Annotated in this window: 11 protein-coding genes; 1 reads left to right on the top strand and 10 read right to left on the bottom strand. The window is 58.3% G+C overall.

Annotation, left to right across the window (positions count from 1 at the left end):
- Window positions 1-219: 219 nt before the first annotated feature.
- The 7 genes from K5K95_RS33040 to K5K95_RS12690 form a co-directional block, all read right to left on the bottom strand.
- Window positions 220-441, bottom strand: coding sequence for a LasR-specific antiactivator QslA (locus tag K5K95_RS33040; protein ID WP_261398149.1), 222 nt, complete (start codon window positions 439-441; stop codon window positions 220-222).
- Window positions 419-634, bottom strand: coding sequence for a hypothetical protein (locus tag K5K95_RS33035; protein WP_227973654.1), 216 nt, complete (start codon window positions 632-634; stop codon window positions 419-421). The genes K5K95_RS33040 and K5K95_RS33035 overlap by 23 nt, the downstream gene beginning before the upstream one ends.
- A 71-nt stretch (window positions 635-705) precedes the next feature.
- On the bottom strand, window positions 706-1,950 hold the full coding sequence (locus tag K5K95_RS12710; RefSeq protein ID WP_222589718.1) for an MFS transporter: 1,245 nt from the start codon (window positions 1,948-1,950) through the stop codon (window positions 706-708).
- A gap of 17 nt (window positions 1,951-1,967) precedes the next feature.
- The gene (locus tag K5K95_RS12705) at window positions 1,968-2,909 is read right to left on the bottom strand and encodes an alpha/beta fold hydrolase (RefSeq protein WP_222589717.1); all 942 of its coding nucleotides are present in this window, start codon (window positions 2,907-2,909) and stop codon (window positions 1,968-1,970) included.
- A 119-nt stretch (window positions 2,910-3,028) separates the two neighbouring features.
- Window positions 3,029-4,027, bottom strand: coding sequence for a zinc-binding alcohol dehydrogenase family protein (locus K5K95_RS12700; protein ID WP_222589716.1), 999 nt, complete (start codon window positions 4,025-4,027; stop codon window positions 3,029-3,031).
- Between the two features lie 113 nt (window positions 4,028-4,140).
- Window positions 4,141-5,112 carry an alpha/beta fold hydrolase gene (locus K5K95_RS12695; protein WP_222589715.1) on the bottom strand — a complete coding sequence of 324 codons (972 nt, stop codon included), beginning with the start codon at window positions 5,110-5,112 and terminating at the stop codon, window positions 4,141-4,143.
- Window positions 5,113-5,184: 72 nt separating this feature from the next.
- Window positions 5,185-5,829 (bottom strand): glutathione S-transferase, encoded by a 645-nt coding sequence (locus tag K5K95_RS12690; protein WP_222589714.1) that lies wholly within the window; start codon window positions 5,827-5,829, stop codon window positions 5,185-5,187.
- A 125-nt stretch (window positions 5,830-5,954) separates the two neighbouring features.
- Between K5K95_RS12690 and K5K95_RS12685 the strand changes: the two genes are divergently transcribed.
- Window positions 5,955-6,491 carry a TetR/AcrR family transcriptional regulator gene (locus K5K95_RS12685; protein ID WP_260329027.1) on the top strand — a complete coding sequence of 179 codons (537 nt, stop codon included), beginning with the start codon at window positions 5,955-5,957 and terminating at the stop codon, window positions 6,489-6,491.
- 172 nt (window positions 6,492-6,663) lie between these two features.
- Here K5K95_RS12685 and K5K95_RS12680 read toward each other — a convergent pair whose 3' ends face one another.
- The 3 genes from K5K95_RS12680 to mexE are packed head-to-tail and all read right to left on the bottom strand — an operon-like array spanning window position 6,664 to window position 12,529.
- On the bottom strand, window positions 6,664-8,082 hold the full coding sequence (locus tag K5K95_RS12680; protein ID WP_222589713.1) for an efflux transporter outer membrane subunit: 1,419 nt from the start codon (window positions 8,080-8,082) through the stop codon (window positions 6,664-6,666).
- Window positions 8,079-11,273, bottom strand: a complete 3,195-nt coding sequence (locus K5K95_RS12675; RefSeq protein ID WP_222589712.1) for an efflux RND transporter permease subunit — start codon at window positions 11,271-11,273, stop codon at window positions 8,079-8,081. Before K5K95_RS12675 ends, K5K95_RS12680 begins: the two co-directional genes overlap by 4 nt.
- Window positions 11,274-11,284: 11 nt before the next feature.
- The gene (mexE, locus tag K5K95_RS12670) at window positions 11,285-12,529 is read right to left on the bottom strand and encodes a multidrug efflux RND transporter periplasmic adaptor subunit MexE (RefSeq protein ID WP_222589711.1); all 1,245 of its coding nucleotides are present in this window, start codon (window positions 12,527-12,529) and stop codon (window positions 11,285-11,287) included.
- Window positions 12,530-12,579: the final 50 nt, after the last annotated feature.

Here is a 12,579-nt window from a genome sequence, read left to right as displayed (position 1 = left end):
CGACAACCTCCGCACTGACACCGAAGCTGCGCTCGATAGAGATCGTGGGTAATTACTGATGGGGAAATGACGCTACAGCGCTAATCAAAAATTTGAAAGGGAAGGTGGAACGAGGTGGCTTCGAGAAAGAGCGAGTGAACCCTCCGATCGGCGCGATCAAAGATCGCTAGTTCGGAGGGGTTGGCGGGAAAAGCAATAACTCAAACGTCAAATACAGCCTCAAGCATCAAAGCTGGTTGATTGGGAGGTGGCGGTTTCATGCCGCATGATTAGCGTCTGCTGCAACCGCAGCAGAAAGCCGACCTCGAACGCTTCCTGTATATCACCTGAGCGATGATGCTTTCGGTTCTGCGCCAGTGCCCACCATAGCGGTAGTGATGTGCCGTCAAGCCAGCTCTCCGCACAACGAACGCCGTCCTCAATCCATTGGGCTGAATTCATTGCCCCATGGGGTTCTGATACCGGGAAAGCCTTCAGCGGACGGGACAGAGGAGTATTCGGCGATCTGTTGATGCACGCGTCGAGCCGGGATACCGGACAGATATCGGAACTCTTTACCCGCCTTGAAGTGAATCACTTTAGACATAGCCGACATCATCAACGGCAGTGGCGTTCCTTTAAAAACGAAATCCATAAATCGACTGTCATTCGCCTCTGTCAGGCATAGCCTGGCAGCTACCTTCCCTCCTGACTTTCCTACGGGTCTCATGACTGGACAGCTGACGTGCTTATTTGATGACCACGATACGCGCGCCAATGCGTCAGGCTGGTGGTCAGAGCTACCAGTAACAGCGCGACGAGATAAACCCAGCTGGTGTCTAGCAGGCCAAAAACTCCGACTCCGAATCCGGCCATGATCGGAGGCAGGCTCAACGACAAATAACAGGCCACAAAAATCGCCGCGAAGAGCTCTGCTCGCTCATGTTCTTCGGCGAGTGGCGCCAGCGTTTGCAGAACCGCCGAGAATCCCGCTCCAGATCCAACTCCCGCGATTAGCGTGCCGATGAAAAATACTACGACCCCTCCTCCCAACAGAGACATGATCAGGACACCCAGCCCAACGACCATGGCTATAGCACCCACTGCAGCGCAAAGAGAGAGCGTGAGGAAACGGCCCAAAGCCGCTGCTGCAATGGCTGCGGGACCGCACAGCGCAGCAACTGTCAGACCGTTGAGTCCGGCGCTGTTCACGTTGAATACTCCATAAAGAATCGAGGGCGCCAGTGACATGTACAGGCCGCACAGCGCCCAGATGGCGAGCAACAGCGGTATGCTTCGAACGTAAGCAGTCTGGGCCCTGGCACTCACCGAAATACGAGGCTTCAACGATCCCAAAGCACCGGCACGCCGAGTCGCCGTTTCCGGGACCGTCGCCACCCCCACCGCGGCAATCGAGAAAATGAACGCCAGCACCGCGAATACCATCACCTCCGGTCGCCCGATCCAGTACATCGACAATCCTGTGATTAACGATCCTGTGGCCAGTCCCGCTAACGGAGCGATGCTGCTGATCAGTACCCCTGCCTTCTTGTGGCCGACAGGTGCTGCCTCGACCACAGCCGCCGATAATGCACCACTGGCAATTCCCGTCGCCAGCCCTTGGAAACAACGCGCCACAATAAGTTGATTTATATCGCCGGCATACACGAAAAGAATCATCGCCAGGGTCTGCAAACCAAGCGCGCCGATAACCACCGAACGTCGACCGATATGGTCCGACAACGACCCGGCGCTGAGTAGAGCGACCAACAGCGCAATGGCGTACACCGAGAACGCGACGGTCAGCATCCCGGAGGAAAATCCCCAATGACGCTGAAACACCACGAACAGAGGCGAAGGTGTGCTCGCAGCAAAGAAGAACGCGAACAGCACCATGGCCAATAAGGGGAAGGCGAAGGCATCTGCCCGGCGAGCTGTCTCTCCTGTTGGGGTATTACCTCTATCCGACATGCCAATCTCCTGATGCCTCATTGCCCGGCAAAGACCTGAATAATGCGTTGGGCGATGTCGCGATGCTCTTCCTCCAGCGCAAAATGCCCGGTGTTGTAATGGTGGATCTGAGCCCCGGATACGAACTCCTTGATGGAATCTGCGCCTCGCGGCGTAAAAATCGGGTCGCCATCTCCCCAGACCACCAACGTGGTGGGTTGAGCCTTTCGCAAGTAAGCTTGCCATTGCGGGTACAACGCGAGGTTTGACCCGATGTCGAGCTGCAGATCCGTCATGGCTCGCCGTTTCTCAGGATCGCTGAGCGCAAAGGCATCGTTTGCCCACGCGTCAGGATTAAGGCCATCGGGATTGCGGGCGCCGTGCTGATAAAGAAACAGGTCAGTCGCCAGAACAACCCGCGCCTGGGCGGCTGAACGTTTCTCAGGCGTTTGCGGACCATCGTTTGCCTGAATCGCTTTCAGCCTCGCGGGCTCCCATCCATCCAGCGTAATCGGCGTGTTCTGGATGACCAGTCCGCGTACCCACTGTGGATTACGTGTCGCCAGGCGCATTCCGACAGGGCCGCCAAAGTCCTGCATGAAGATCACCGCGCTTTTAATTCCTAACTCCCGAACCAACTCTTCCATCGATTGACCTAACGCGTCGAAAGTAAGCGGCGCCAAGGGTGCTGCGGTGGGGACGGCACTGTTTCCCATACCGAGGTAATCAGGGGCCAGCACATGAAAATACGGTGCTAGCTCAGGGATCAGGTCGCGAAACATGTGCGAAGACGACGGAAAACCATGAAGCAGCAGAATGGTTGGTTTATGAGGATCGCCGGCCTCCCGATAAAACAGATTGTTGCCAGCGACCGTGATGAACCGGTAGTGAATATCGGCTGCCGTCGCATGGCCGCCCCACGCGAGCATCAGTCCGAGCGTCAAACATCTTGCACTTGCAGTGAAGTAGTGACGGCGCATAGCGCGCTCCTCTCGTGACGGACGTATTTACTGATGAGTGTGTGGCCGCCTGATCAACGCCACAGACGCTCCTGCGTCCCTAGTTCGCAAGAAAATTCAGGGGAATCGGTGATCCACTCTTAGAGGTTTGGATCCAGCACAATGACGCCTTGCACTTCCCTTCGCTCCAATAAGGCGTGCGCCAGCCCCGTTTCGCTCAGGGGTAACGTCGCGCCGATGACTGGTCTGATCACTCCGCCTGAAACGCCATCAGCGAGGAATTGCAAAGCCTCGCGAATCAACGTTGGGCGCTGGAAGAACGTCGGCAGGTACACGCCGGCCAAGGTTTGCGCTTTGGCCATCAACCGACGAGGCGCCAATGCCTCGCCTGGACCCCGCGTGGAGCCCACCACCACACAACGCCCCAGCATGGCGAGACACTCAAAGTTCTGATCGAACACCTCGCCGCCGATGGTTTCGAGGATCACATCAACTCCACGCCCCTCGGTCAGTTCAAGCACCCGTTCCGGCCACTGGGGAGTGTCGTAGCTAATGGCATAGTCGGCCCCGAGGCTGCGCACGAATGCGCGACGACTTTCAGTGCTGGCCGTACCGAAAACTGTCTGTGCGCCCATGGCTTTAGCGATCTGCACAGCCAGACTGCCAACCCCCCCGGCGGCACCTTGAATCAAAACGCTTTCACCTGACTGTAAATGCGCGCATGTGCGTAGAGCGAGGAACGCAGTCACTCCCTGACAAGGTAAACCCGCCATGGCGACGTCGTTTGCCGACTCACCCAGCATTACCAGCATGTCAGCACGGGCAATAGCCTGTTGTGCGTATGCGCCTTTGGGCATCAAGGCCATGACCTTGCGCCCGACAACGGCAGGGTCAACGCCCGCCCCTGTTTCCGAAACGCGTCCGACCACCTGAAGTCCGGCGACATGCGGCAGCGTGACACCACCAACGCGTGTTTCGGGCCGGTTATACATGCCCAACCGTTCACGAATATCTGGAAAATTCACCCCGATCGCAGAAGTGTCTATCAATACCTCTCCGGGTCCCGGTACGGGCGTTGGCAAGTCGACGTACTCGAGTACTTCGGGGCCGCCGAAGCTACGGAACTGAATCGCTTTCATAATCTGAGATCCTGGATTCTTCGCTCGTCAGATCTGTAGACGCAGGCCTGACTTGGAGCCTAATCGGTGGTGCGGCATGTGCTGCCGAGCAAATCGTCAGTGCAATGTTTCGATTACTTCACCCCATTGAGAAACAGCGTGGCGTGTTTCAAAAACAGATCCGGGTATTGATAGATCGCGCCATGGTTTGAATCCGGGTAGATCACCAACTGGGCGTTGGGCAAAGTCTGCTGCAAGGTCACGTCATTGGCCGTGTAGAAGACAATGTCATGGCTGCCGGCGACTACCATCGTCGGTTGCTTGATGCCTTTCAGGTAGTCGTTGGCGTTGTCGGCCGGCGCTCCCCAGCTAGCGATGGCGGCGGCTTGTGCGGGTGCAGTCTTGCTATCGACATCGACATCGCGATTGACCTTACGTGAGCGCAGACGGGTAAGGAACTCATGTCCGGCGGCCTGGCTTTCTACGGTCTGGGTAAAGAAAACGTCTAGCAGCAGTTCATCCGGTACGGCACGCTTTTTCGCCAGGTAGCCCTGGAATTCCGGCGTCAGCGAGTCCATACCAACTCCACCGCGAGGTGATGAGCCGACCAGAATCAGGCGACGCACGAGGTTCGGATGATCAAGCGTCACTTGCTGTGCGATCAGACTGCCCATGGAAAAGCCGAGCAAGTCAGCCTTTTTCACATTCAGTGCCTGGAGCAGGCCGGAGGCATATTTGGCCATGCCTTCGATGTTGTTCGGCACTTCACCGCTGGAGCTGGCGACGCCGGCGTTGTCGAAGAGGATAATTTCGCGATCATGGGCAAAACCGTCGATGACTTTGGGATCCCAGCTGTCTAGGTTGCCAACGAAATGCTGGAGAAATACCAGTGGCACGCCACTGGGTTTGCCAAAGCGACGGTATGCCAGGCGCGCGCCCTCGACTTCGATGAACTGGGTCGGAGCGGTTTGATGGGTGTAGCTTTGAGCAACTTTTTTTTCTGCTGGGGTGGTGCTGGCCTGAACAGTCAGTGTCGAGCACGCAGCCGTCAGCGCGACGATGGCCAGGGTATGGCGCAACGCCCATCGGGTGTTGAAAACTGTCATATAGAGGCACCTGAAAAAGACGAGTTGGTTTAAGGGCCGCCCTGACTGATTGCCAGTGGGGGCGGCGCAAGATCAGGCTGGTTTTTTTACACTTGGGCGTTGCTGCACGTTTGTCTGCCATGCCAAGAGCGCGCTGCACTGATCGGGGATGGCAATACTGGCGAAACCGGCGAAAATCAGCCCGGCAAGTACCGTGATGTCGGCCATGGAAAAATGCTCGCCAGCGATATATGGCTGGCTACGCAGGACCTGATCGAAGTAGTGCATTCCGGCAACCGCTTTGTCGCGTTGACGGTTGCCCCAATCGATACGACCTTCCCATTCAGGACTCTTGTATGGCTGCAGAGCGGCACCGAGCCCCGGCGTGGCGTGGTGGAAGTAAAACCCGACCGGATCCGCCAGTTCGGACTCCGCGCGCTTTTGCATCATGTGGATGATGGCCTTTTCCTTCGGCGTCTTGCCGGTGAGAATCGGGTTGCCGTCCAGATTGTCCAGATACTCGGTGATTGCGGTACATTCGGAAATGTTGGTGCCATCATCCAGTTGCAGCACTGGGACGGTACCCAGCGGGTTGATCGCCAGGAATGCGGGTTGCTTGTGTTCCGCTGCGGGCAGGTCGATCTTGATGAACTCTATTTGCGAGTCCAGGCCTTTTTCGGCCAGAACAATACGAATGCGCAGCGGGTTAGGAAAACCGGGAATATCAAAAATCTTCATACGAGCTCCATACCTATCTATCTACCTATCGATAGGTATAAACTACGACAAGAACATTTTCACTGTCAACATCTATCTATCGATAGAAAGGTAAAGTTGTGACGACGGATACGCGAGAAACGATCATGGCGGTTGCCCGAAAAATGGTGCAGACCCGAGGCTACAACGGCTTGAGCTTTCGTGAACTGGCCAAAGAGGTCGGCATCAAGAGTGCGAGCATTCACTACCACTTCCCTACCAAGGGTGACTTGGGTGCGGCTTTGGCCAAACGTTACACCGAGGATGGTCTTGAGTACCTTGATGGTTTACGCGCCCATTCCGAAGACCTGAATGTGTGGATGAAGGGTTACACCGACGTATTTCGCCTGGCACTGGTCAACGACAATCGCATGTGCCTGTGCGGGATCATGTCCGCCGAATACGATGACTTACCGCCAGAGGTGAGGATAGAGGTTGACGGCTTCACCGAACTGAATGTGCGCTGGTTGACGGAAGTGTTGTCTGTTTGCCGGCCACAGTTGAGCCTCGAGGAACGACAGCAGCAGGCGCTGGCGATCTATGCGGCTGTGGAGGGCGCTCAGCTGATCGCTCGGGGGCGTGATGACATCAGCGTTTATGACAAGACAATCGAGACGTATCGCTCGGCAGGGCTATTACCTTAAGGTGCCGCAGTTCTCGACACACCTTGACTGTGGAGTCCAGACCAGCAGCGAAGTGCGAGCAATCGCTGCTGGAACCGCAATGACGAACGATCAGATGAGGCAAACGCTACACGCTCTCTGAATCGCTTCTGATCTAGCGCCAGAGATTCCGCCAAGAGGTTCGATCGGTCTATCAATAAATGCTCGCGACCCTGCCATCACCGCTGTCCCAACCTCCCCCCAACGCTTTGTAAATCGCGACTATTCCCCGGTACTCATCAATTTCACCCAGTGCTTGAGCGTCCTCGGCGTTCAGCCGTTCACGCTGTGCATCCAGCAGCACCAGATAATCCACCGTGCCTTCCTTGTACTGGATAGCCGCCAGGTCTGCCGCCGCACGGCTCGACTCACTCTGCTTGATCAACGACAGCAACCGCTGCTGACGTTTGCCGTAATCGCTGAAGGCGTTTTCCGACTCTTCCAGCGCCAGCAGTACTTGTTGTTCATAGGTGGCCAAGGCGCCTTCGGCATTGGCGTCGGCACCCCGAATGCGCGCCCGTACGCTGCCCAGGTCAAAGGCCGCCCAGGTAATGCTCGGTCCCAAGCCCCAGGCTCTGGCCGCGCTGGAGCCAATCTGCGAACCACGGCCGGCGGTGAAACCGAGGAATCCGCTCAAGCTCACCCTTGGGAACAGGTCTGCGGTGGCCACGCCAATATCTGCCGTAGCGGAAGCCAGCCTGCGCTCGGCGGCGAGCACATCGGGACGCCGGCGCAACAACTCGGAGGGATCACCGATCGGCAGTGCTTTGGCGATAGCGGGCAACTCGGCGGGGTTCAACGACACGTTCAATGTATCCGGGCGCTCACCCAAGAGTGTTGCGATGCGGTTTTTCTGCCGTACCTGCTCCGCTTGCAGTTGCGGAACAGTCGCTTCGACAGCCGCCAAACGTGCGTCTGCACGCACCACGTCGAGTTCGTTGCCCACGCCCGCGTCGCGCAGGCTGACCGTCACGGTGCGCGAGTCCTGCTGATTCTTCAAGTTCGCCAAGGCAATTTTTTCCCGCAGCTGCGCGCCGCGTAATTGGCCGTAGGCATCCACCAGCTCGGCAATCATCGTGACGCGAAGCTGATACAGGTCTGCCGCCGCAGCGTCTTCCTGGGCGTTGCTGGATTCCAGTTGGCGCTGGATCCGGCCGAAGAGATCGACTTCCCACGCCATGTCCAGGCCCAGATCGTAACGCTCGATATTAACTCGGCTGTCGGTCTGGCCCGGCACTTGCGACTTGCCCTGCTGACTGCTGACGCGGCTAGTGACGACCGGCAAATTGTCGTTGCTGATGTCGTCACGAATCGCACGGGCCGCTTTCCAGCGGGCAAACGCGACGCGCAAGTCGCGGTTGCCTTCCAGGGATTTGCTCACCAACTGGTTCAGCGTGGGGTCATCAAACTGCTGCCACCACACCGTTTCAAAACGCGATTGATCGTAGTGGCCGGCTTGCGCCGACACTATGTTGGCAGGCGCGGTGTCGGGCGTTTTGTAGTCGGGGCCCACCGTGCAGGCGGCGAGCGCGACGACCAGAAGGCTGGGTAAAAAAAGCTTCAAGGTGTTCATGAATGTGCCTCCTGATTGAGTGCGTTTGCCTGATGAGGTTTGGTGACGTTGCGCGCGTTTTTGCGCTCGATGTAGCGACGGATCAGAACGAAGAACACTGGCGTCAGCAGCAACCCGAAGAAGGTCACACCGAGCATTCCGGAGAACACCGCGACACCCATCGCGCGACGCATCTCCGAGCCGGCACCAGTGGATGTCACCAATGGAATCACACCCATGATGAAGGCGAAGGACGTCATCAGAATCGGCCGCAGACGCATGCGGCAGGCTTCCAGCACCGCCTCCAACGGCGACATGCCCTGGTCCTGTTTGTCCTTGGCGAACTCGACGATCAGAATCGCGTTCTTGCAGGCCAGGCCGACCAGCACGATCAAGCCGATCTGGGTGAAGATGTTGTTGTCGCCCTTGGAAATGATCACTCCGGCAATCGCCGACAGCAGGGTCATCGGCACGATCAGAATCACTGCCAATGGCAGGCTCCAGCTTTCATACAGCGCAGCCAAAACCAGGAACGCCAACAGCACGCAAAGCGGGAACACCAGCAGGGCCGTGTTGCCCGACAAGATCTGCTGGTAGGTCAGGTCAGTCCACTCGTACGTCATGCCGTTGGGCAATTCTGCCTTCAGCAGTTTTTCAATGGCGGCCTGTGCCTGGCCGGAGCTGTAGCCGGGGGCTGCACTGCCGTTGATTTCTGCGGTGAGGAAACCGTTGTAGTGCGAGACCCGGTCAGGGCCTGATGTCGGGCTGACCTTGACGAACGTGGCCAGCGGGATCATCTCGCCGCGATCATTGCGCACCTTCAACTGGCCGATCTGTTCAGGCTCCTGGCGGAACTGTTGCTCGGCCTGCACATTGACCTGATAGGTCCGGCCAAAACGGTTGAAGTCGTTGGCATACAGCGAGCCCAGGTATACCTGCAAGGTGTCGAAGATATCGTTGATCTTCACGCCGTGAGTCTTGGCTTTTTCCCGGTCAATGGCGGCTTCGACCTGCGGCACGTTGACGGTGTAACTGGTGAACAGGTTGGCCAGTTCCGGAGCGCTACGGCTCTTGGCGATGATGTTCATGGTCTCTTTGTACAGCTCGTCATAGCCCAGGTTGCCGCGGTCTTCGATCTGCAGACGGAAGCCGCCGATCGTACCCAAGCCTTGCACCGGCGGTGGCGGGAATACGGCGATGTAGGCGTCCTGGATGCCACCGAACTTGGCGTTGAGTGAGGCGGAAATCGCCCCGGCGGACAAGCCGGGATCCTTGCGCTCATCGAATGGGCGCAAGCCGATAAAGGCGATGCCGGCGTTTGGGCTGTTGGTGAAACCGTTGATCGACAGGCCCGGAAAAGCCACGGCGCTATCGAAGCCCGGCTCGTTCATGGCGATGGTGCTCATGCGCCGGATCACCGATTCCGTGCGGTCGAGACTCGCGGCGTCCGGCAGTTGCGCGAAGGTCACTAGGTACTTTTTATCCTGGGTGGGCACGAAGCCGGTCGGCGTGGTGCTGAACCCCATGTAGGTCATGGCGATCAGACCGGCGTAGATCAGTAACGCCACACTGCTGCCGCGAACGATTTTGGCCACCGCAACCACATAGCCATGGCTGGCCTTTTCGAAGAAGCGGTTGAACGGTTTGAACAGCCAACCACCGAGCAAGCGGTCCAGCACTTTGGAGAAACGGTCTTTCGGCGCGCCATGGGCCTTGAGCAATACCGCGGCCAACGCCGGTGACAAGGTCAGCGAGTTGAACGCCGAGATCACCGTGGAAATGGCAATGGTCAACGCGAACTGTTTATAGAACTGCCCCGTCAGGCCCGAGATGAAAGCCGCTGGCACGAACACCGCGCACAGCACCAGCGCCGTGGCGATGATCGGCCCGGTCACTTCGCCCATGGCTTTCTTGGTCGCCTCGACCGGTTCCAGCCCGGACTCGATGTTTCGTTCGACGTTCTCCACCACCACAATCGCATCGTCGACCACGATGCCGATGGCCAGCACCAAACCGAACAACGACAGCGCATTGAGCGAGAAGCCGAGCAAGTGCATCACGGCAAACGTACCGATCAGCGACACCGGCACGGCCACCAGCGGAATGATCGAGGCGCGCCAGGTTTGCAGGAACAGAATCACCACCAGCACCACGAGGATCAGTGCTTCGAACAGCGTGTGCACCACCGCTTCAATCGAACTGCGGACGAAGATGGTCGGGTCGTAGACGATCTCGAAATCCATGCCTTCCGGGAAGTTTTTCTTCAGCTCGGCCATCTTCGCTCGCACCTGGTCGGAGATGTCGATGGCGTTGGAACCCGGACGCTGGAAGATCGGCATCGCCACCGCTTCCTGGTTATTGAGCAAAGCGCGCAAGGCGTATTGATTGGAACCCAGTTCGATCCGGGCAATGTCCTTCAAGCGCGTGATTTCGCCATTCGGGCCGCTGCGGATGATCACGTTTTCAAACTCTTCTTCGCTGACCAACCGCCCCTGCGAGTTGATCGACATCTGAAAGCTCGTGGCATTCGGCGCAGGAGGCGAACCCAGTTGCCCGGCAGCGACCTGACGGTTCTGTTCGCGCACCGCATTGACCACATCGGTGGCGGTCAGATTGCGTGACGCGGTTTTATCCGGATCGAGCCAGATACGCAGCGAGTAATCGCCGATACCGAACATCTTCACATCGCCGATGCCGTCCAGGCGCGCCAGTTCATCCTTGACGTTGAGGATCGCGTAGTTCGACAGGTAGAGCATGTCGTAACGCTTGTCCGGCGACACCAGATGCACGAGTAATGTCAGCTCGGGTGAGGCTTTGTCTACGGTGATACCGATGCGTGTCACTTCCTCGGGCAGCTTCGGTTCGGTGCGGGTCACACGGTTCTGCACCTGCACCTGGGCGTTGTCCAGGTCGGTGCCCAAGGCGAATGTCACGGTGAGGGTGAGCCGGCCATCAGCCGTGGATTGCGAGGACATATACAGCATGTTCTCGACGCCGGTGATGGCTTGCTCAAGTGGCGCGGCAACCGTTTCGCCAATGACCTTGGGGTTGGCACCCGGGTAGTTGGCGTGGACCACCACGGTGGGTGGCACCACTTCCGGATATTCGCTGATCGACAACTGGAACAGCGAGATGGCGCCGGCGATCAGGATCAGCAGCGACAGCACGGCGGCAAAAATCGGCCGCGTGATAAAGAACTGGGAGAACTTCATGTCAGTGCTCCTTATCCGCGAGGTGCAGCGGCAGATTCAGCTTTCACCAGCGCAGGCGATTTAGCTGAAGCCGGTTGATTGGAGGCATCGACTGCCTGACGCTGGCGGGCCAGTGTGGCGACCGTTTCCGGGCTGGCCATCGGGGCATCCTGAGGATCGATCACTGCGCCGGGCCGCACGCGCTGCAGGCCGTTGATGACGATACGATCTTCTTTCTGCAAGCCACTGCGCACGATGCGCAAGCCTTCAAGCTTCGGCCCCAGATCGACGCTGCGATAGACGGCTTTGTTGTCCTGATCGACCACCAGCACGAATTTCTTGCCGAGGTCGGTGCCCACCGCTTCATCTTTGATCAGCAGGCCGGGATAGGCGGCGCTGCCCACCAGTTTCAGCCGGGCATACAGACCGGGGGTGTACTGACCGTCCGCGTTGTCAAACACCGCGCGGCCACGGATGGTGCCGGTTTTCGGATTGACCTGGTTGTCGACAAAGTTCATCTGCCCGAGGTGGCTGTTGCCCTCCTCGTTCGACAGGCCCATGTACACCGGCGTGGCTTGACCGCGCTGCCCCTGGCGGGAAAGCAGGCTGTACTTGAGGAACATACGTTCGTCTGCATCGAAATAGGCGTAGACCTTGTCGGTGGAGACCACGCTGGTCAGCGGTGTGGTGTCGGCGGTCACGATGTTGCCAGCGGTGATTTCCGCGCGGCTGACGCGGCCGTCGATCGGCGCGGTGACGCGGGTGAAGCTGAGGTTTAAACGCGCCAAATCCAGCTGCGCCTGAATGGCATCGACGCCCGCCCTGGCTTCTTGCGCGGTGGTCGTGCGGGTATCGGCCAGCTCGGCGGAGATCGCGTTGCTGCTCAACAGCCGCTGGCCGCGCTGCGCTTCGTTACCGGTACGAACCAGGGTGGCGCGAGCCTGTTGCAGCTGCGCCTCGATGCGATGCACCTCATGCTCGAACGGACGTGGATCGATCTGGAACAGCAAGTCGCCCTTCTTCACCAGCGCGCCATCGGTAAAGGCAACGCGTTCGATCTGGCCCGAAACCCGTGGACGAACCTCTACGGTTTCCGGCGCTTCCAGGCGAGCGGTGACTTCATCCCATTCGGTAATGGGCTGCTCAAGCACCTTGGCGACGGTGACGTGCGGCGTCCCCGGAGCCTGAACGGCACTGGGCGCGCGCTCACACGCGGCAAGCGCCACCAGCGCCAACGCGGCAAAGGGATAACGCAAAGGTTTGAGTGACTGTTCCATGGGGTGTGTCCGCCAGACGATTTATGAATTTTCCGGATTCTCGGCCTCGC

Origin of the sequence: Pseudomonas sp. DR48, from assembly GCF_019823085.1 — a bacterium.
Taxonomy (GTDB): domain Bacteria; phylum Pseudomonadota; class Gammaproteobacteria; order Pseudomonadales; family Pseudomonadaceae; genus Aquipseudomonas.
Note: the sequence above shows the minus strand (reverse complement) of the source record. Positions and strands in the feature narration are given on the sequence as shown.